Source organism: Actinomycetospora endophytica, assembly GCF_021026375.1.
Lineage (GTDB): Bacteria > Actinomycetota > Actinomycetes > Mycobacteriales > Pseudonocardiaceae > Actinomycetospora > Actinomycetospora endophytica.
Window position 1 is genome coordinate 1 of record NZ_JAJNDB010000011.1, and the last position, 18,615, is coordinate 18,615.

Here is an 18,615-nt window from a genome sequence, read left to right on the forward strand (position 1 = left end):
GACCCAGGACCCAGGACCCAGGACCCAGGACCCAGGACCCAGGACCCAGGACCCAGGACCCAGGACCCAGGACCCAGGACCCAGGACCCAGGACCCAGGACCCAGGACCCAGGACCCAGGACCCAGGGCTCGGCGCGCAGGTCGAGCCACGCCCAGGAGTACGGGGTGTCGTTGTTCGCGGTGACGATGTCGGTGTCGGCTGGGGTGAACAGACGGGCGTAGTGGCGGAAGCGGCCGAACCCGCCCACGAAGCCGGCGGACGAGTCGTCGAGGACCTGGCTGTGCAGCGTCCGGTAGTTGGCCAGCATCGGGTAGGCGTAGACGAACGCCTCGGTGATCGTCGCTCGCAGTTCGTCGGTGTCGGCGTCCATCGGGGTTCCTCCCGGGGTCGGGCGCGGAGTCGGTGGGCGGGGCCGCGACCGCCGCGTCGACCTCGCCGGACACCCGGGTCAGCCAGCCTCCGGCGGAACGCGGCCCGCCGCCTCGCCCGCGGCGGATGAGACCCGGGCCCGCCGTCGTCGTCCCGGACCCGTCGGGCGGCCGGGGACGCGCGGGCGGTGCGGCACGGGACTCATCCGCTGCGCATGAGGCCGGCCGGGCGCCGCGCGGGCATCGTCGGTCGTCCGTGGGGGACCCCGACCGGTGAAGGAGCACGACGATGACCGAGAGCCGCCTCTCCGCCGCCGATCCCGGGCGGGCCCGGCCGCCTCAGACCGTGGGCTCGGGCCCCGGCTCGGGATGGGTGGCGTTCGCCGGGGTCATGCTGCTACTGGTCGGCGCGTTCAACGTCGTCGTCGGGCTCGTCGCGCTGTTCCGGTCCGGCGTCTTCGTCGCGGCACCGTCGGGTGTGCTGGTCTTCAGCATCACCGGGTGGGGCTGGATCCACCTCATCGGCGGGATCCTGCTGTTCATCACCGGCCTCGGGGTGTTCTCCGGGAACGCCATCGCGCGGGTCGCCGCGGTGGTCCTCGCCGGGCTGAACGCCATCGCCCAGCTCACGTTCCTGCCGGTCTACCCGCTGTGGGCGATCGTCGTGATCGTCCTCGACGTCGTCGTCATCGCCGCCGTCCTGAGCCAGGGCACCACCCCGGTATCGGACTGAGCACCGTCAGGGACTGGAGGCCGGTGATGCCGAGCGGCCGCTACGAGTTCCGCGTCGAGGGCCGGCTGTCCGACGAGGTCGCCGGCGAGTTCGGCGAGCTCGAGGTCTCGGAGTCCGTGCCCGAGACGGTCATGCACGGCGAGGTCGTGGACGAGGCCCACCTGCACGGCATCCTCGCGCGCTTCCGGTCCCTCGGCCTGCACGTCGTCTCCATGCGCGAGGTCCCCCGCTGATTCCGAGCCACCCGCCGTCGAAGGAGAACCGCCGTGCCGAACGGTCAGCCGAACATCCTCGTCATCTGGGGCGACGACATCGGGATCACCAACCTGTCCTGCTACTCCGACGGGCTGATGGGGTACCGCACCCCGAACATCGACCGCCTCGCCACCGAGGGGATGCGGTTCACCGACTCCTACGGCGAACAGAGCTGCACCGCGGGCCGGGCGTCGTTCATCACCGGGCAGAGCGTCTACCGCACCGGGATGAGCAAGGTCGGGTTCCCCGGCGCGGACGTGGGGCTCGACCCCGCCGACCCGACGATCGCCGAGCTGCTCAAGCCGCTGGGCTACGCGACGGGGCAGTTCGGCAAGAACCACCTCGGGGACCTCAACAAGTACCTGCCGACGGTCCACGGATTCGACGAGTTCTTCGGCAACCTCTACCACCTCAACGCCGAGGAGGAGCCCGAGCTCCCGGACTACCCGGGCGTCGAGCAGTACCCGCGGCTGCACGGATTCCTGTACCCCCGCGGCATCCTGCACTGCTGGGCCACCGATACCGACACCGGCGAGACCGACGAGAAGTACGGCCCCGTCGGGAAGCAGCGCATCGAGGACACCGGGCCGCTGACCAAGAAGCGCATGGAGACGATCGACGACGAGACGACCGCCGCCTGCGCCCGATGGATCCGCACGCAGCACGAGGCGGGCACCCCGTTCTTCTGCTGGATGAACATGACCCACATGCACCTGCGGACGCACACCAAACCGGAGAGCCTGGGCCAGGCCGGGTTCTGGCAGTCGCCCTACCACGACACGATGATCGACCACGACCGGAACGTCGGGCAGCTGCTCGACCTGGTCGACGAGCTCGGGATCGTCGAGGACACGATCGTCATCTACTCCACCGACAACGGCCCGCACGCGAACACCTGGCCCGACGGCGCCACGACCCCGTTCCGCAGCGAGAAGGACACCAACTGGGAGGGGGCCTTCCGCGTCCCCGAGGTCATCCGCTGGCCCGGGCACATCGCGGCCGGCGCGGTCTCCAACGACATCGTCCAGCACCACGACTGGCTGCCCACGTTCCTGTCCGCGGCGGGTGAGCCCGACATCGTCGAGAAACTGAAGAACGGGCACCAGGCCGGCGACAAGCGGTTCCGGGTGCACATCGACGGCTACGACCTGCTGCCCTACCTCACGGGCCGGGTGGAGCACTCGCCGCGGCGCGGCTTCATGTACTTCTCCGACGACTGCGACGTGCTGGGCGTGCGTTTCGAGAACTGGAAGATCGTGTTCATGGAGCAGCGCAAGGAGGGCACGCTCGGCATCTGGGCCGAGCCGTTCACCACGCTGCGGGTGCCGAAACTGTTCAACCTGCGCACGGATCCGTTCGAACGCGCCGACGTCACGTCGAACACCTACTGGGACTGGTTCCTCGACCACGACTACATCGCGCTCTACGGCGGCGGGATCGGGACCGCGTTCCTCGAGACGTTCAAGGAGTTCCCGCCACGGCAGGAGCCGGCCACCTTCACCATCGACCACGCCGTGGCGAAGCTGCACGCCTTCCTCGCCCGGGACTGACGGTGCCGGGCCTGGATTCCTGGCGGGACGGTCCCGCGCGGCGGGCGATCGAGGACTTCGTCCGCCGCACCACGGATCCGTCCTCCCCGGTGCTCATCCCGCCCGAGGAGCGCGTCGTCGTCACCGACAACGACGGCACGCTCTGGTGCGAGAAGCCGATGCCGATCCAGCTCGACTTCACGGTCCGCCGGCTCGCGGCACTCGCGCACGCCGACCCGACGTTGCGGGGCACCGAGCCCTACCGGGCCGCGCACGAGGGCGACACCAGGTGGTTCGGCGCCGCGATGGTGAAGCACTACCGGGGCGACGACGCCGACCTCGGGCTGCTGAAGAAGGCCCTCACCAGCGCGTTCGGCGCCGTCGCCGTCGAGGAGTACGACCGCTCGGTGCGGGAGTTCTTCCGGGCCGCCCAGCACCCCACGCTCGGCCGTCCCTACCGGACGTGCGGGTTCGCGCCGATGGTCGATCTGCTGACATACCTGGCCGCGCACGGCTTCACCGTCTACATCGCATCCGGAGGTGATCGCGACTTCATGCGCCCCGTCGCGGGCGGCCTCTACGGCGTCCCGCCGGAGCGGGTGATCGGGAGCGCGCTCGGCCTGGAGTACCGGGACACGCGCCTGCTCTACCGCCCGGAGATGGACTTCTTCGACGACGGCCCGGAGAAGCCGGTCCGGATCTGGAGCCGGATCGGGCGCCGTCCGGTGATCTCGATCGGCAACGCGAACGGCGACCTGCCGATGCTGGAGTTCTCCGACGGCGGTGGCCACCCGGCGCTGCGGCTGGTCGTCCGTCACGACGACGGCGAGCGCGAGTTCGACGATTCCTCGGGCGCCGAGGACCTGCTGGCGCGCGCGGCGGACGAGGACTGGACCGTCGTCAGCATGAGACGGGACTGGGACCGGGTGTTCGCCGGGGCAGGCTCGTGACGGCCTCCGTGGTCACCGGTGACCTGGTGCCGATCGACGCACAGACCGCCACCCTCGGCTCGGACGACCACGGGCCGGAGGAACGTCCCGCCCGCCCGGTCGCGGTGGCGGCGTTCCGCATCGAGCGCCATCCGGTGACGAACGCCCAGTTCGCCGCGTTCGTGCGCGACACCGGGTACCGGACGGTGGCCGAGCAGCCCCTCGACCCGGCGGACTTCCCGGGCGCCCCGGTGGAGAACCTGCAGCCCGGATCGCTCGTCTTCACCCCGACGCCGGGCCCGGTCGACCTCCGCCACCTCTCCCAGTGGTGGACCTGGACCCCGGGCGCGTGCTGGCGCCGCCCGGAGGGCCGGCGTTCGTCGCTCGCCGACCGGGCCGACCACCCCGTCGTGCACGTCGCCCACGCCGACGCCGAGGCCTACGCGGCCTGGGCCGGTCTGGCGCTGCCCACCGAGGCCGAGTGGGAGACCGCCGCGCGGGGTGGCCTGGCGGGCGCCGCGTTCACCTGGGGCGACTCACCGGAGGGGGTGGGCGAGCGGCTCGCGAACTACTGGCACGGGGACTTCCCCTGGCGCGCCGACCCCGGGTACGGCCGGACCTCGCCGGTGGGAACCTTCCCGCCCAACCCGTACGGCCTGGTCGACATGGCCGGCAACGTCTGGGAGTGGACCGCGGATCCCTACACCGACGCCGGGGACCGCTGCGGCGTTCCCGACGGCGGGTCCGTGCCCCGGCGGGTCGTCAAGGGCGGCTCGTTCCTCTGCGCGGACAGCTACTGCCGCCGCTACCGCCCGGCGGCGCGGCGGGGCCAACCGGTCGACACCGGCATGAGCCACATCGGGTTCCGCTGCGTGGACCGCGCCGCTGGACCGTGAGGACCGTGCGCCGTCCGGGGTCGGCGGCGCGTCCCGACGGCGGTATCCGGAGCGGATCCCCGTGGCTAGGGTCGATCGTGATCCGGATCACAGCGGATCACGAGCCGGGTCGAGGCGGACCCCGACGGCGGGGATCACGCGCGCCTCCCCGGCCACGCCCGAGGAGGAATGCGATGACGCGCCGTGATGTCGAGTTCGACGCCGAGGGGACCACGCTGCGGGGCTGGTTCTATCCGGCTGAGGGAGCCACCTCGAGCGCCCCGGTGATCGTGATGGCCCACGGCTTCTCCGCGGTCAAGGAGATGCACCTCGACGACTACGCCGCGGCGTTCTCGGCGGCCGGGCTGAACGCGCTCGTGTTCGACAACCGCAACTTCGGCGCCAGCGACGGCGAGCCCCGTCAGGAGATCGACCCGATCGCGCAGGTCCGCGACTACCGCCACGCGATCACGTACGCGATCGGGCTCCCCGAGGTGGACCGCTCGAAGGTCGGGGTGTGGGGCTCGAGCTACTCCGGTGGCCACGCGCTCGTGCTCGGCGCGATCGACCGCCGGGTCGGCGCGGTCGTCTCGCAGGTCCCGCTGACCTCGGGCTACGAGAACATCCGCGCGCTGGTGCGCGCGGACTTCATCGGCGGGTTCCGCGAGCAGTTCGACGCCGACCGCGAGGCCCGGGGCCGCGGGGAGGCGCCCGCGATGGTTCCGGTGGTCGACAAGGACCCGCTCGCCCCGTCCGCGCTGCCGACCCCGGACTCGTACCAGTGGTTCACCGAGACCCACGAGAACCGGGCGCCGTCGTGGCGCAACGAGGTCACCCTCCGCACCGTGGAGATGCTGTTCGAGTACGAGCCGGGCAGCTACATCTCGCGGATCAGCCCGACCCCGCTGCTGATGCTCGTCGCCGAGAACGACGTGCTCACGCCCACCGAGCTCGCGCTGGCCGCGTACGAGAACGCCCGCGAGCCCAAGAAGCTGGTCATCCTGCCGGGCGGGCACTTCGACGCGTACGTCAAGGGCTTCCAGCACTCGATGGTCCCCGCCCGCGACTGGTTCCTCGAACACCTGGCGCGGTGATCATCCGGCCGCACCGACCCGCACGACGACCGTCTTTCGCCGCACGTAGCTCTCCAGCGCGACCAGGCCACGCTCGCGCCCGGTACCGCTGTGCTTCGTGCCGCCGAAGGGGACCGCCGGGCCGCCCGCGAAGTACTCGTTGACCATCACGTAGCCGGCGTCGACCCGGTCGGCTACGCGCAGGGCACGGTCGACGTCGCGGGTGTGGATGCCGACGCCGAGGCCGTAGTCGGTGCCGTTCGCGAGCGCGACGGCGTCCTCCTCACCGTCGAACGGCAGCACGACGAGCACCGGGCCGAAGATCTCCTCGCGGGCGATGCGCATGGTCGGGGTGACCCCGGTGAAGATCGTCGGGGCCACGAAGTAGCCGGTATCCGGCAGCCGGTTCGACGGCAGGGTGCCGACGGCCCCCTCCTCGTGCCCGAGCGCGATGTAGTCGGTCACGCGGCCGTGGTGCTGGGCGGAGACCAGCGGGCCGAGGTCGGGGTCGTCGAGGCCGGCGCCGAGCGTCAGCGCCGCGGCGCGGGCGGCGACGAGCTCCACGAGCTCGTCGGCCACCGCTCGGTCGACCAGGACCCGCGACCCGGCGTCGCAGTACTGGCCGCTGTTCGCGGTGAAGCCGGTGACGATCTGGGCGGCGACGTCGTCGAGGTCGGCGTCGGCGAAGACGAGCTGCGGGGACTTGCCGCCGAGCTCGGTGACCACCGGGGTGATGTGCTCGGCGGCCGCCCGCAGTACCGCCCGGCCGGTGGCCACCGAACCGGTGAAGGTCAGCGACCCGATGCCCGGGTGCGCGGCGAGGGCGTGCCCGGCCTCCGTGCCGAGCCCGGTGACGACGCCGTACGTCCCGGCCGGGTAGCCGGCGGCCTCCACGAGGTCGGCGAAGCGCAGCGCCGTCATGGGCGTCTGTTCGGCGGGTTTGACGACGGCGGCGTTCCCGGCCGCGAGCGCCGGCGCGACGCTGCGGCAGAGCATCGACAGCGGCGCGTTCCACGGCACGATGTGCGCGCTGACCCCGACCGGCTCGGGCACGGTGTACGCGAGCGACCCGGGCCCGACGGGGATCGTCTCGCCGCGCAGCGTGTCCGCGGCGCCGGCGTAGAAGTCCAGGTAGCCGACGCAGCCGTCGATCTCGGCGCGGGCGAGCGAGAGGGGCTTGCCGGTGTCGCGGGTCTCGAGGTGCGCGAGCTCCTCCCGGGCGCCGTCGACCTCCGCGGCGAGCCGGCGCAGTGCCCGGCCCCGCTCGGCGGGCGGGGTCGCGCGCAGGTGCGGGGCCTGGGCCCGCGCGGCGGTGACCGCGCGGTCCACGTCGTCGGCGCCACCGCGGGCGACGTGGGCGAACGTCGTCGCGGTGGAGGGGTCCTCGACGGCGAGGGTCGGTCCGTCGAACCCGGCGTCCGGCACCGTCGCCGTCACGGGTCCGGGAACATCCGGGTCATGGTCTCCTCGTCACCCCCGGGCACCCGATCGACGCCGACCATCTTGTCGATGACCATGTTCTGGAAGCGGTGCAGCGGCTCCTCGAACCGGAAGCACATCCGGCCGCCCCGGTAGGCAGGGTTCGCAATGCCGTCCTGGACCCGCTCGACGATCTCGAGGTCCTGCCGGTTGACCAGGTCCCAGAATTTCTCCAGCTGCTCGAGGCCCTCCTCGGCCGCCGGGTCGTCGAGCGACTCGGGGTGGCTGAGCAGCACCGCGGTCTCGACGGTGCGGTCGGCCGCGACCGGGCGGGTGAACAGCACGAAGGCGTGGTTGGGCAGCACGACGAGCGCGGTGCCGGGGAACAGCCAGACGAACCGCCCGGCGTCCGCGTCGACCGGGCCGAGGGTGCTCAGCGGGCGTAGCCCGTCCCAGCCGCCGGCGTCGGTGTTGCGCGAGACCGGGGTCGTCGTCATGCCGGTGTAGAGGCCGGGACCCTGCCAGCGGTAGTGGTCGGAGAACTTCGAGACCTTGTTCAGCTCCGGGTGCACCCACGGCAGGTGGTAATACTCCATGAAGTTCTCGCCGATGAGCTTGTAGTTGGCCGCGACGTCGTAGGTCGTCCGTCGCTGCGGCAGCCACGCCCCGAGCTGGTAGTCGGCGAACCGCTGTGAGAGGTCACCGAGCTGGGTCGCGAGCGGCACGGGGTCGGCGGCGAGGTTCACGAAGAGGAACAGGCCCCAGGTGTCGACGGCGACGGGCAGCAGGCCGTAGTCGGCGCGGTCGAAGCCGCTGGCCACCGAGGTGTCGAAGATCGGCTCCTGGCCGGCGGGCACGTCGGAGCCCTCGAACAGCGGGGTGCCGAGGCACGCGCCGTCGCTGTCGTAGGTCCAGCTGTGGTACGGGCAGCGGATGCGCCCGCGGCGGCCGACCTCGCGGGCGTCGTCGTCGAGCAGGCGGGTCGCGCGGTGCCGGCAGACGTTGTGGAAGCCGCGCAGCTCGCCGTGGCGGTTGCGGGTGATGATGATCGAGCGGCCCGCGACCTCGACGACGACGCAGCGCCCGGGGGCGTCGACGTCGGCGGCGCAGCCGACCGCGACCCAGCTCGAGCTGAACACCCGGTCCTGCTCGAGCGCGAAGAACGCGGGGGAGCAGTAGGCGTCCGGGAGCAGGGTCGAGGCCAGTTCCACCGGCAGCCGGGTCCGGCGGTAGACCTCCTCGTCGGTGAACCGCGCCGGATCGACCGGGCGGGCCGGGAGGGTGGAGTTGGGGTCGAGCACGGTGGACTCCTTCCGGGAACGGCGTGGTCAGACGTGCAAGCTGCGGGGGAACGTCGGGTCGGTCAGCGCGGGCCGGTCGATGCGGAACGCGTCGATGGGGTGGGCGGGCTCCCGGTCGAGGGCGAGGTCGGTGAGCAGCGATCCGATCAGCGCGGCGAACTTGAACGCGTGCCCGGCGCCGATGGCGACCACGATCTGCGGGTGCTCGGGGAGGCGGTCCAGCACGAAGCCCTGGTCCGGCGGCACGGTGTAGAGGCAGGTCTTCGAGTAGAGCTCCGGGCCGCCGAAACGGGGGAGATGGTCGTCGACGAATGCGGCGTAGCGGTCACGGCGGACGTCGTCGGGGACGAAGGACCGGGAATCGGCGGTGGTCTCGTCACCGCCCATGTGCTGCCCGAGTTTGGTCGCCACCTCGCCGTACACCGGGAAGCCGTAGAAATTGTGCGCGCCGTGCCACATGAAGACCGGGAAGCGTGACGGCGCGAATTCCGCGAGGTGGGGCGTCGCGTAGTAGGTGACCTGTTCGCGCAGCACCGTCAGCGGCAGCCGCGGCCCGGTCTCGGCGAGCACCTGGTTGGTCCACGCGTCGCTCGCGACCACCACGCGGTCGGCGCGGTAGGTGCGCTCGTCGGTGACCACGACGACGCCGTCGCCGTCCGGGCGGATCGCGCGCACCGGCGTGTTCGCCCGGACGTGCGCGCCGGCCGCGCGGGCCAGGGCGACGTGGACGGCGTTGGCGCGGGCGGCGTCGACGATGCCGGATTCCGCCTGGTAGAGCGCCTGCTCGCCGCCGCGCACCCGGAACTGGGGCCACCGCTCGACCAGGTCGTCGGCGTCGAGGAGCTCGTAGGCCACCCCGTACCGGTCGAACATCGCGGTGTAGCCCTCGATGTTGCGGGTGCCCGTCGCGGCGCCGCGGCGGGCGACCCGGTCCTCGATCACCAGCCCACCGGTCCGGGTCACGATCTGCTGGCAGGACTCGGCCTCCACCTCCTCCCAGGCCTTGTACGCGGGGGCCGCGAGGGCGGCGTACTGCGGTTCGTGCTGGGCGAGCCGGATGATTCGGGAATGGTCCTGGGACGCGCCGCGGTGGTGCCCGAGATCGAATTGTTCGAGCCCGAGGACTCCCGGTCCCAGTTCGGCGGCCAGCCGGTGGAGTGCGGCCGATCCCAGGCCGCCGCATCCGACGACGATGACGCGATATGTGTCCACTCGGACTCCTGCTCGAGAACGGTACGGATCAGGGGGAACGGCACCCGGGCGTCGTCACCAGGAGTGCGTGGGGCCAGTGTCGCCACCGCGAACCGTTCGCGTCCATCGGAGTTCCGTACACGTGATCTTGTACGTTGTGTACATGATTGACCGGCGGTTGAAGGTCCTCCAGGCGATCGCCCGGCACGGCACCGTCACCGCCGCCGCGGAGGTGTGCCGCCTGACCCCGTCCGCGGTCTCGCACCAGATGCAGGCGCTGGCGCGCGAGCTCGACGTCGTGCTGCTCGAGCACGTCGGGCGCACCGTCCGGCTGACCCCGGCGGCCCACACGCTGCTCGGGCACGGCGCCGCCCTCACCGCCCAGTGGGAGCGGGCCCGGGCGGATCTGGCCACCCACCGCGGCAGCGAGCTCACCGGGTCGCTGCGGCTGTGCGGGTTCTCGACCGCGGCCGCCGTCGTGGCGCCCCGCGCGCTGACCCGGCTGCGCGACGAGCACCCCGGCCTGCGGGTGCAGCTGCGCGAGACCGAACCGGCCCGGGCCTTCGACCTGCTCGCCGCGGGCGACACCGACATCGCGGTCGTGGTGGCGACCCCGAGCATCCCGTCCCGGACCGACCCGGCGTTCGAGCAGCAGCCGCTCTACCTGGAGCCGCTGGACCTGCTGGTCGGCCCCGAGCACCGGTTGGCCGGAGCCGCGACCATCTCGCTCGCCGACGTCGCCGCCGAGCCCTGGATCCTGGGCACGCCCGGCCGCGCCTACCACCAGCTGGTGACCCTGGCCTGCACCAGCGCGGGCTTCGATCCCGCCGTCGCGCACTACGCGGACGAGTGGGACACCGGCGCCGCCCTGGTGGCCCGCGGCTTCGGGGTCGCGCTGGTGCCCCGCCTGGCCGACCTGCCCGCGCACCACGACACCCGCCGGATCCCGGTGACCGGGGTGCCGGTGCCCGCCCGGCACGTGCTGACGGCGGTGCGGGCCGGCTCGGGCGACCAGCCGGCGGTCGCCGCGGGACTGGACGCGCTGGCGTGGGTCAGCACCACGGAGCTGCCCGAGCTGGCGGAGCCCCGCTGAGGAGGAGTCGGCCGGGGTCCGGGGCCGACGCGGTCATCCTCGCGTACGGCCCAGTCCGGGATGCGGACACCCCGGACGGATCACCCTGTCGGGGGCGTTCCGGCCGGTCGGGGACCACGGAGCGGCGCCGACACGTCATGGAGATGGCGCAGGATCTGTACGTAGGACGAGCGGATCCCGGTCTCGGTGTAGGGCAGACCGTGCTCGCGGCAGAACGCCTCGACGACGACCCGGGCGTGGCGCAGGTTGGGTCGCGGCATGCGGGGGAAGAGGTGGTGCTCGACCTGGTGGTTGAGGCCGCCGAACAGGAAGTCGTTCAGGCGGCCGCCGGGCAGGTTGCGCGCCGTCAGGACCTGCTTCTGCAGATGGTCGAGGCGGGTGCCGGGCGGGACGATCGGCATGCCCTTGTGGTTCGGCGCGAAGACCAGGCCCATGCAGAGCCCCCACACGCCCTGGTGCACGACGACGAAGGCCAGGCCCTGCAGCGGGGTGAGCACGGTGAACACCGCGACGCCGTAGCCGAGGGCGCCCAGCGTGAGGAGGCCGAGCTCGAGGGCGGGACGGCGGACCTGTCCGGCCAGGGCGGTGCGGGCGGCCGTGAGGTGCAGGCTCCAGCCCTCGAGCAGCAGGAGCGGCACGAACATCACCGCCTGGTGCGCGACGATCCAGCGGGCCGGTCCGCGGCGCGTCGCCGCCTGGTCGACGCTGAAGGCGAGCACCGGGATGTCGATGTCGGGGTCGGCGTCGGCGTGGTTGGGGTGCGCGTGGTGGGCGTTGTGCTGGGTGACCCAGGAGTCGTAGCTCATGCCGACCAGGACGCCGTGCAGGTAGCCGACGACGTCGTTGGCCCGCCGGCCCGTGAAGATCTGACGGTGGCCGGCGTCGTGCCCGATGAAGGCGAGCTGGGTGGTCACCAGGCCGAGGAAGACCGCGGTGAGCAGCTGCCACCACGAGGCCCCGAGCATGACGAAGGCGGCCAGCGCCACCGCGGCGAGCAGCGCGTTCCGGACGAACACCAGCGCGTACGCCCCACGACGGCGGTCCAGCAGCCCCGCCTGCTTGATCAGGGCGGTGAGGTCGGAGAACGCCGCTCCGGGGGCGTGGATCTCGGTCACCGGAACGGATCCGCAGCGCGGGGGGGGAGGAGGCGGCACCGCCGGGGACGCTAGCACGGATCGGGCCCGGGACCCGTCGTCGCGCACGGAATACCGTAGCGACTTCAACGCTTGTAGCTGCTACCAAGTACGAGTGATGGGGTGACGAGATGACCGAGCTGTTGCTGGTCCCCGTCGACGACAACGTGATCTTCCCCGGCATGACCGTCGTGGTCCCGGCCGCCGAGGTCGGCGCCGAGCAGGGCGAGCAGGTGCTGCTCGTCCCTCGCCACGAGGGTCGTTTCGCCGCCGTCGGCACCGTCGCCGACGTCGCGGGACGCACCCGCATGCCCGGCGGCGTGACCGCCGTGCAGCTGACCGGCGTGCACCGCGGGAAGGCCGGGACGGGAAGCGCCGACGACGCGGGACACCTGCGCGTCGACGTGACGCCGTTCCCGGACGCCACCGAGCGCGACGGACGGATCCGCGAGCTGGAGAGCACGTACCGCGCGGTGGTCGACGAGGTCCTCGAGCTGCGGGGCGACGACGGCCGTGGTGCCGGGCTGCTGCGCGGGATCGACGAGCCGGGCGCGCTGGCCGACACGGCCGGCTGGGCGCCGGAGACCTCCTACGAGGAGAAGGTGTCCCTGCTCGAGACGCTCGACGTGCGTGAGCGCCTGGAGCTGGCGCTGCGCCTGCAGCGCGAGCGGCTCGCCGAGCTGCAGGTGCGCAAGACGCTGCGCGAGGACGTCGAGTCCGGCGCGGCCAAGGCCCAGCGCGAGTACGTGCTGCGCCGTCAGCTGGAGTCGATCCGCAAGGAGCTGGGGGAGTCCGACGATTCCGCCGGCACCGGGGACGACTACCGGGCGAAGATCGCCGAGGCCGGCATGCCCGACCACGTGCGCGAGCAGGCCGAGCGCGAGCTCGCCCGCCTGGAGCGCGCCGGCGAGCAGTCCGGCGAGTCGTCGATGATCCGGACCTACCTGGACTGGCTGCTGGCGCTGCCGTGGTCGGAGCTCTCCGAGGAGCAGCTCGACCCGGTCGCGGCGCGGACCGTCCTGGACGCGGACCACACCGGCCTCGAGGACGTGAAGGACCGCATCGTCGAGTACCTCGCCGTTCGCAAGCTGCGCCGGGACCGTGGCGTCTCCGACGACAAGAAGGCCGGGACGATCCTGACGCTGGTCGGGCCGCCCGGCACCGGCAAGACGTCGATCGGCGAGTCCGTGGCCCGCGCGATGGGCCGCGAGTTCGTCCGGATGTCGCTCGGCGGCGTCCGCGACGAGGCCGAGATCCGTGGACACCGGCGGACCTACGTCGGCGCCCTGCCCGGCCGCCTGGTGCGGGCACTGCGCGACGCGGGCACGATGAACCCGGTGATCCTGCTCGACGAGGTGGACAAGGTCGGCGCCGACTGGCGCGGCGACCCGTCCGCCGCGCTGCTCGAGGTCCTGGACCCGGCGCAGAACCACGCGTTCCGCGACCACTACCTCGACGTCGAGATCGACCTCTCGCAGGTCGTGTTCCTCGCGACGGCCAACCAGATGGACACCATCCCGGGTCCGCTGCTCGACCGCATGGAGGTCATCTCCTTCGACGGCTACACCGTGGAGGAGAAGGTCGCGATCGCGCGGGACCACCTGTTCCCGCGGCAGATCCGCGCCGCCGGGCTGACCCCCGAGGACGTGACCGCCGACGAGTCGGCGCTGCGTCTCGTGGTGTCCGAGTACACCCGCGAGTCGGGTGTCCGGCAGCTCGACCGCGCACTCGGCAAGCTGACGCGCAAGATCGCGACGGATGTGGCGTCGCGGGACGCGGAGCGCAGCGGAGCCGATGACGCGGTGGCGGCGGTCGTCGTCGACACGGAGGTGGTGCGCAGGCACCTGGGCCGGCAGAAGGTCTTCACCGAGGCCGTCGAGCGGACCGCGGTGCCCGGCGTCGCGACCGGCATGGCCGTGACCGGCGCGGGCGGCGACGTGCTCTTCATCGAGGCGGCGTCGATGACCGGCGACGAGGGCCTGATCCTCACCGGCCAGCTCGGCGACGTCATGAAGGAGTCGGCCCGGATCGCCCTGTCGTGGGTGCGCTCCCACGCCGCGGAGCTGGGCATCGCCGAGGACGCGTTCACGGGGCGCTCGTTCCACGTGCACGTCCCCGCGGGCGCGATCCCGAAGGACGGGCCGTCGGCCGGTGTCACCATGGCCACCGCGCTGGTGTCGCTGCTGACCGGGCGACCGGTGCGCCACACCGTCGCGATGACGGGTGAGCTGACGCTGCAGGGCCGGGTGCTGCCCATCGGCGGCGTGAAGCAGAAGGTGCTGGCCGCGCACGCGGCGGGCCTGACGCAGATCGTCGTGCCGGAGCGCAACCGCGCCGACCTCGACGACGTCCCCGCGGACGTGGCCGGGCAGCTCGAGTTCCACCCGTCGATGACCATCACCGAGGTCCTCGATGTGGCGCTCGAGCCCGTCGCGGCCGAGCTCGGGGTGGCGGCCTGACATGTGCTCGCGGGAGCCGGTACCGCCCGAGGTGCGTGCGCTGACGGCACTGCTGGAGCGACGCTGGTCGCTCTCGGTGCTCTACGCCGCGCACCTCGGTGCGGTCCGGTTCTCCGAGTTCGAGCAGGCGCTCGGCCAGGTCCCGCCGGCCACGTTGGCGGCGCGCCTGGCCGACCTGGAGGGGGCGGGGCTGCTGGAGCGTCGCGTGCTCGACACGCGTCCGCCGCGCACCGAGTACGCGCTCTCCGCCGAAGGTCTCCGCCTGGCCCCGTTGCTGGAGGCGTTGACCAGCTGCAGTCGGGGTCGGTGAGGCTCGGCTCCGCCGCTGGGCCGGTCCCGGCCGCCCGCCCCCTCGCCCAACCCGGCCCATGATCACCAGGATGACGAGGATTTGGGCGCTGAGCGTCCAGATCCTCGTCATTTTGGTGATCATGGTCGGTGGGGTGGGCGTCAGAGGTGGGTGATCATGAGTGCTGGAGCACGGCACCGGTCGCGGCGGGGGAGCGGCGCAGGCTCCAGAACATCACCCCGAACCAGCCGACGAACACGATCACCGGGATCCAGAAGCTCAGCACCCCGTTCCAGGCGAGCGGCCCGCTCTTGACGAACGGGATCAGCGTGGCCGGGATCAGCAGGATCGCGACCCAGAGGTTCACGTAGGCCACCCAGCGCGGGAGCGCCGGCCGTTCCGCGCGGTTCTGCAGGATCGCCGCCGCGATGAGGGCGTACTGGAACGTGAACGGCGCGACCGGCGCGAACGTCATCGCCATGCCGAGGTCGTACATCGGTGGCAGGCGGTCCGGGGCCTGCTCGATCCGGTAGGGCGCCATGGCCAGGATGAAGAAGTTCAGCGAGAAGAACACCGTGCCGAACGTGCCCATCGCCCCCTGCGCGACGGCGAGCAGACGCGGCCCGGAGCCGCCGTCACGCCAGAGCGCCTCGGCCACCGCGACCGTGAACGGGACGTAGAGCACCCCGCCCCACACCGCGAGGATCATGCCGAGCCGCTTGAGGTTGGTGTGATCGGCCCACACCGCGACCGTGTCGGACGGCGAGAGGGTCGGCGAGGGCGGCGGCAGGAACCCGGCCAGCACCATCCACCCGACGAGGACGAGCACGATCCCGACGGGGCCGGTCCAGGCCAGGAGGGAGCGGGCGCGGTCGAGGTCGGTCCGGTCGACGGTCATGCGTCGACCTCCGCGGGGGCGTCGACCTCGGCGGGGGCGGCGGCCGCGGCGGTCGCGTCCAGGGCGGCCGACTGCCGCGCGAGGACGCGCACCATGGCCCAGCCGGTGCCGAGGATCCACGGTCCCCAGGTGAACGTCGCGAGGTACCAGGCCCCGGCGCCGTCGCCCGCGAACGGCCCCGACTTCACGAAGAAGATCGGGAGCTGGCCGAACTCGGCCACGGCGCACACCAGGCCGAAGTAGCCGAGCCAGCGCGGCAGGGAGTCCGGACGCCCCTGCGTCTTGACGATCAGGAGCCCGCTCAGCGCCATCGCCGCGGCGAGCATCGGCCAGATGTGCTGCGAGCTGAGCCAGGCGACATCGCTGAGCGCCCGGGTGATCTCGGGGCTGGTGGTGTCGGGGCGGAAGGCCGCGACGCCGAAGATCGCGAGGTCGAACGACAGCAGGACGGGGCTCGCGGCGAGGCTGACCACCGTCACCGTCGAGACCACGCGCGAGCCCGCGTCGAGGCGGCGGAGCATGACCCCGAACTGCACCGTCCACGCGAGCAGGAACGCCATCCCGACGCTGCAGAACACGACGCCGACGAGGAACCCGGTCTGGTGGGCGACGTAGTAGCCGGCGGTCTGGTCGGCGGTGAGGTCGAACGAGGGCGGTTGCGGCCAGAACAGCTCGAGGCCGACGAAGGTGGACGCGACGAACAGGAACGAGCAGGCGGCGAAGAATCGCTGCCAGGCGAGGTCGGAGCGGAGGGACACGGTCGGCCTCCTGCGAGGTCGGGGCACGTCGGCCTAGTGAACGGTCACTAGACTAACGGTGCGTTGCGCCTCGTGGCAGGGCGTCACGGGTGTCGGATCCGGCGTGGAGAGCAGCGGGCGAGCGCGAACGGAGTCTCTCCGGTCGCGATCGGCCCAACTTCTGATATTGCCGACTTGTTTCGGCGACGCCGGGGAAATCCGCTCACATGGGCGCTGACGACACCATCAAGAACCGTTCTCAGCAGGTCAAGGGGAAGGCGAAAGAAGTCACCGGGAAGGCCACGAAGAACAAGAAGCTCGAGTGGAGCGGAAAGTCCGACATGGCCAAGGGAGAGGTCAAGCAGCGGGGTTCGAAACTGACCGACTGACCCGCCGACCCACGAGATCACCCGGTGCCTGATGAGGACTGCCCATGACCGCTCCGGCCGCTGCCGTCGAGTCGCCGATGCCCGCTCCCACCCCCGCGGCCGCGCCCGAGGTGTCCCCGAAGGAACGCTTCATCGCGGCTGCCGAACAGCTCGCCGTGGCCGTGATCGATCGCGCGGCCGGCGCGCTCGTGTCCAAGGTCGACGACGTCGCCGGGATGCTCGACGGGGTCGGCGCGGGCGGCGGGGTCGGCATGAATGCCCTGATCAGCGGGGGTCTCGCGGCCTTGGGTGGGAAGAACCCGGTGTGGGCGGCGATCAAGGGTGGCGTCGCCGCGATGAGCCCGACGACGAAGGTGATGGTCGGGATTCTGCTCATCCTGACGGCCGTGCTCGCCCCTGTCGTCCTGCTCGTCGTTGCGCTGCTGCTCCTGGTCCTGGCGATCGTCGCCGCCGTCCGGGGACAGTGAGTCGCGGACGGCCGGTTCAGCGGTGTCGCGGCAACAACGGCCCGAGCGGGCCCAGATCGATGTTGAGATCCTCGGCGGTGAGGCCGAACTGTTCGGTCAGTTCGTCCATCGCTTCCTGCAACAGCAACAATGACGTGCCGAGGTCCTCTTCCTCGGCCTCGGTGAGATCGCCCTGGTCGACGCGCCGGATGGCTTGACGCTCCATCAGTTGTCGCAACAGCTCGACGATCGTGAGGACCAGTTTCATGAGGTCCCGCCGGACGGCGTCCTTGTCGATCTCCACCCGCCGGCCGGAACCGGCGGGTGGGGGAGTCTCCCCGTTGGTCCCGGACTCAGTCATCGCCGGCCCCGATCTGCGACTGACGTTCCGCCCGGGCCTGCAGCGGGACGGTGCGCTCGACGGGGGCGATCGAGGTGATCAGAGCCCGCAGCGAGATGCGTACCAGGTCGACGCCGGCCAGCGAGATCGTGAGATCGCCGGTGAGCACGACGCCGCCGGCGAGCAGACGGTCGAGCAGGTCGACGAGCGCGACCTCCTGGTCCCCGAACAGCGAGGTCGAGCGCGGCTGGAGTTCGTGGTCGGCGGTCACGACGTCCTCACCTGCGAGAACGAGTACGGCACCCACGGGCCGGTCAGCTCGACCCGGATCGAGGAGTGGTCGGCGAACGCGCCGACCAGCGTCGTGAACTCGGCCGAGGCGCGGTCCGGGACGAGGTAGGCGCCGTTGAGCACCATCTGGTCCGGGTCGCCGGTGAGCGCGGAGTCCTGGAGTCGGTGCCGGCGGACGTCGGCGGCGAGGCCACCGAGGGCCTCGTGCACCTCTTCCGCCGCGAGCACCGCCTCCTCGACACCGTCGTCGCGCTCGCGCAGCTCCCGCCGACGCCGGCGCAGGTACTCGGCGCCCGACCGGGGCCGGCCGTCCTCACCCGAGGCCCGGGAGCGACGGCGCGCGTAGGCCTTGACGCCCCACTCGGACCGGCCGGCCACGTGGTCGAGCACGTGCTGGAACGCTCCCCGGCTCCGGTCGAGCACCTCGCGGACCCGGTCGTCGCCGAAGTAGACCGTGGCGAGGGCCAGTGGGGCGATCACGTTCTCCCGCCCGACGGCGTCGACGACCTGGTGATGGGTCCGGGCCGTCGTCGTCAGCCACGCGAGGTCCTCGCGGTGCTCCTCGAGGGCGCGCTCCTCGAACTCGCCCCGATCGACGTCGCTGACCACGGCGACGAGGGTCGCGCCCGGCACGAGCCGGACCGGGGCGCCGTCGATGCCGGTCACGCCGGCCACCGCCGCGCGATCGATGGCGCGGGCCACGGCGTAGACATAGGTCGCGCTGCCGTTCATGAGCGCCGCTTCCGGGTCCGGGTGCCGGTCGAGGAACGCCGGCGGGGTTCGGGCTCGGGTTCCGGCTCGTCGTCAACCTCGTCGTCGACCTCGTCCTCGAACTGGGCGTCGTCGCCCTCGTCGTCCGGCTGGTC

At 72.1% G+C, this 18,615-nt stretch carries 21 protein-coding genes; 11 read left to right on the plus strand and 10 right to left on the minus strand.

What is annotated here, in order from left to right; all coding sequences use genetic code 11:
- Positions 1-371: DUF1254 domain-containing protein (locus LQ327_RS32475; protein WP_230740731.1), on the minus strand; the 371-nt coding region annotated here is incomplete at its 3' end.
- 287 nt (positions 372-658) lie between these two features.
- Between LQ327_RS32475 and LQ327_RS32480 the strand changes: the two genes are divergently transcribed.
- The 6 genes from LQ327_RS32480 to LQ327_RS32505 all read left to right on the plus strand — a co-directional run bounded on the left by LQ327_RS32480 (position 659) and on the right by LQ327_RS32505 (position 5,784).
- Positions 659-1,102: a DUF7144 family membrane protein gene (locus LQ327_RS32480; protein WP_230740733.1), complete on the plus strand. Its 444-nt coding sequence runs from the start codon at positions 659-661 to the stop codon at positions 1,100-1,102.
- A gap of 26 nt (positions 1,103-1,128) precedes the next feature.
- Positions 1,129-1,335 (plus strand): DUF8691 family protein, encoded by a 207-nt coding sequence (locus tag LQ327_RS32485; RefSeq protein WP_230740734.1) that lies wholly within the window; start codon positions 1,129-1,131, stop codon positions 1,333-1,335.
- A 33-nt stretch (positions 1,336-1,368) separates the two neighbouring features.
- Complete coding sequence (locus LQ327_RS32490; RefSeq protein ID WP_230740736.1) at positions 1,369-2,907, plus strand: arylsulfatase; 1,539 nt, start codon at positions 1,369-1,371, stop codon at positions 2,905-2,907.
- 2 nt (positions 2,908-2,909) lie between these two features.
- Positions 2,910-3,836: an HAD family hydrolase gene (locus LQ327_RS32495; RefSeq protein ID WP_230740738.1), complete on the plus strand. Its 927-nt coding sequence runs from the start codon at positions 2,910-2,912 to the stop codon at positions 3,834-3,836.
- Positions 3,833-4,711: an SUMF1/EgtB/PvdO family nonheme iron enzyme gene (locus tag LQ327_RS32500; protein WP_230740740.1), complete on the plus strand. Its 879-nt coding sequence runs from the start codon at positions 3,833-3,835 to the stop codon at positions 4,709-4,711. The genes LQ327_RS32495 and LQ327_RS32500 overlap by 4 nt, the downstream gene beginning before the upstream one ends.
- Before the next feature lie 173 nt (positions 4,712-4,884).
- Positions 4,885-5,784 (plus strand): alpha/beta hydrolase, encoded by a 900-nt coding sequence (locus tag LQ327_RS32505; protein ID WP_230740742.1) that lies wholly within the window; start codon positions 4,885-4,887, stop codon positions 5,782-5,784.
- Here LQ327_RS32505 and LQ327_RS32510 read toward each other — a convergent pair whose 3' ends face one another.
- The 3 genes from LQ327_RS32510 to solA are packed head-to-tail and all read right to left on the minus strand — an operon-like array spanning position 5,785 to position 9,695.
- Positions 5,785-7,200, minus strand: a complete 1,416-nt coding sequence (locus tag LQ327_RS32510; protein ID WP_230740744.1) for an aldehyde dehydrogenase family protein — start codon at positions 7,198-7,200, stop codon at positions 5,785-5,787.
- The gene (locus LQ327_RS32515; RefSeq protein WP_230740746.1) at positions 7,197-8,483 is read right to left on the minus strand and encodes an aromatic ring-hydroxylating oxygenase subunit alpha; all 1,287 of its coding nucleotides are present in this window, start codon (positions 8,481-8,483) and stop codon (positions 7,197-7,199) included. Before LQ327_RS32515 ends, LQ327_RS32510 begins: the two co-directional genes overlap by 4 nt.
- Before the next feature lie 27 nt (positions 8,484-8,510).
- Positions 8,511-9,695, minus strand: a complete 1,185-nt coding sequence (gene solA, locus LQ327_RS32520; RefSeq protein WP_230740748.1) for an N-methyl-L-tryptophan oxidase — start codon at positions 9,693-9,695, stop codon at positions 8,511-8,513.
- Positions 9,696-9,852: 157 nt separating this feature from the next.
- Here solA and LQ327_RS32525 point away from each other — a divergent pair, with 157 nt between their 5' ends.
- Positions 9,853-10,767: a LysR family transcriptional regulator gene (locus LQ327_RS32525; RefSeq protein WP_230740750.1), complete on the plus strand. Its 915-nt coding sequence runs from the start codon at positions 9,853-9,855 to the stop codon at positions 10,765-10,767.
- A gap of 80 nt (positions 10,768-10,847) precedes the next feature.
- Here LQ327_RS32525 and LQ327_RS32530 read toward each other — a convergent pair whose 3' ends face one another.
- Positions 10,848-11,882: a fatty acid desaturase family protein gene (locus LQ327_RS32530; protein WP_230740752.1), complete on the minus strand. Its 1,035-nt coding sequence runs from the start codon at positions 11,880-11,882 to the stop codon at positions 10,848-10,850.
- Between the two features lie 149 nt (positions 11,883-12,031).
- On the opposite strand from LQ327_RS32530, the gene lon reads away from it, so the two are divergent.
- Positions 12,032-14,359: an endopeptidase La gene (gene lon / locus LQ327_RS32535; RefSeq protein ID WP_230740754.1), complete on the plus strand. Its 2,328-nt coding sequence runs from the start codon at positions 12,032-12,034 to the stop codon at positions 14,357-14,359.
- A 1-nt stretch (position 14,360) separates the two neighbouring features.
- Positions 14,361-14,669, plus strand: a complete 309-nt coding sequence (locus LQ327_RS32540; protein WP_230740756.1) for a winged helix-turn-helix transcriptional regulator — start codon at positions 14,361-14,363, stop codon at positions 14,667-14,669.
- Positions 14,670-14,823: 154 nt separating this feature from the next.
- Here LQ327_RS32540 and LQ327_RS32545 read toward each other — a convergent pair whose 3' ends face one another.
- Together LQ327_RS32545 and LQ327_RS32550 are read right to left on the minus strand one after the other, a co-directional pair.
- Positions 14,824-15,546: a hypothetical protein gene (locus tag LQ327_RS32545; protein ID WP_230740758.1), complete on the minus strand. Its 723-nt coding sequence runs from the start codon at positions 15,544-15,546 to the stop codon at positions 14,824-14,826.
- Positions 15,543-16,304: a hypothetical protein gene (locus LQ327_RS32550; RefSeq protein ID WP_230740760.1), complete on the minus strand. Its 762-nt coding sequence runs from the start codon at positions 16,302-16,304 to the stop codon at positions 15,543-15,545. The genes LQ327_RS32545 and LQ327_RS32550 overlap by 4 nt, the downstream gene beginning before the upstream one ends.
- Before the next feature lie 206 nt (positions 16,305-16,510).
- Between LQ327_RS32550 and LQ327_RS32555 the strand changes: the two genes are divergently transcribed.
- Complete coding sequence (locus tag LQ327_RS32555) at positions 16,511-16,672, plus strand: CsbD family protein (protein ID WP_230740762.1); 162 nt, start codon at positions 16,511-16,513, stop codon at positions 16,670-16,672.
- Positions 16,673-16,716: 44 nt separating this feature from the next.
- Complete coding sequence (locus LQ327_RS32560) at positions 16,717-17,139, plus strand: hypothetical protein (RefSeq protein WP_230740764.1); 423 nt, start codon at positions 16,717-16,719, stop codon at positions 17,137-17,139.
- Between the two features lie 16 nt (positions 17,140-17,155).
- Here the strand turns inward: LQ327_RS32560 and LQ327_RS32565 are convergent, their stop codons facing one another.
- The 3 genes from LQ327_RS32565 to LQ327_RS32575 are packed head-to-tail and all read right to left on the minus strand — an operon-like array spanning position 17,156 to position 18,481.
- Complete coding sequence (locus LQ327_RS32565; RefSeq protein WP_230740765.1) at positions 17,156-17,479, minus strand: gas vesicle protein K; 324 nt, start codon at positions 17,477-17,479, stop codon at positions 17,156-17,158.
- Entirely contained in the window at positions 17,472-17,729 is a 258-nt protein-coding gene (locus tag LQ327_RS32570; RefSeq protein ID WP_230740767.1) for a gas vesicle protein, read from the minus strand. The genes LQ327_RS32565 and LQ327_RS32570 overlap by 8 nt, the downstream gene beginning before the upstream one ends.
- Positions 17,726-18,481, minus strand: coding sequence for a GvpL/GvpF family gas vesicle protein (locus tag LQ327_RS32575; protein ID WP_230740768.1), 756 nt, complete (start codon positions 18,479-18,481; stop codon positions 17,726-17,728). Before LQ327_RS32575 ends, LQ327_RS32570 begins: the two co-directional genes overlap by 4 nt.
- Positions 18,482-18,615 lie beyond the last annotated feature (134 nt).

What these genes read in the sequence shown, in the direction of transcription:
- LQ327_RS32480 (WP_230740733.1), top strand. Translation starts at nt 659, where the DNA reads ATGACCGAGAGCCGCCTCTCCGCCGCCGATCCCGGGCGGGCCCGGCCG.
- LQ327_RS32485 (WP_230740734.1), top strand. Translation starts at nt 1,129, where the DNA reads ATGCCGAGCGGCCGCTACGAGTTCCGCGTCGAGGGCCGGCTGTCCGAC.
- LQ327_RS32505 (WP_230740742.1), top strand. Translation starts at nt 4,885, where the DNA reads ATGACGCGCCGTGATGTCGAGTTCGACGCCGAGGGGACCACGCTGCGG.
- lon (WP_230740754.1), top strand. Translation starts at nt 12,032, where the DNA reads ATGACCGAGCTGTTGCTGGTCCCCGTCGACGACAACGTGATCTTCCCC.
- LQ327_RS32540 (WP_230740756.1), top strand. Translation starts at nt 14,361, where the DNA reads ATGTGCTCGCGGGAGCCGGTACCGCCCGAGGTGCGTGCGCTGACGGCA.
- LQ327_RS32545 (WP_230740758.1), bottom strand. Translation starts at nt 15,546, where the DNA reads ATGACCGTCGACCGGACCGACCTCGACCGCGCCCGCTCCCTCCTGGCC.
- LQ327_RS32555 (WP_230740762.1), top strand. Translation starts at nt 16,511, where the DNA reads ATGGGCGCTGACGACACCATCAAGAACCGTTCTCAGCAGGTCAAGGGG.
- LQ327_RS32560 (WP_230740764.1), top strand. Translation starts at nt 16,717, where the DNA reads ATGACCGCTCCGGCCGCTGCCGTCGAGTCGCCGATGCCCGCTCCCACC.
- LQ327_RS32565 (WP_230740765.1), bottom strand. Translation starts at nt 17,479, where the DNA reads ATGACTGAGTCCGGGACCAACGGGGAGACTCCCCCACCCGCCGGTTCC.
- LQ327_RS32575 (WP_230740768.1), bottom strand. Translation starts at nt 18,481, where the DNA reads ATGAACGGCAGCGCGACCTATGTCTACGCCGTGGCCCGCGCCATCGAT.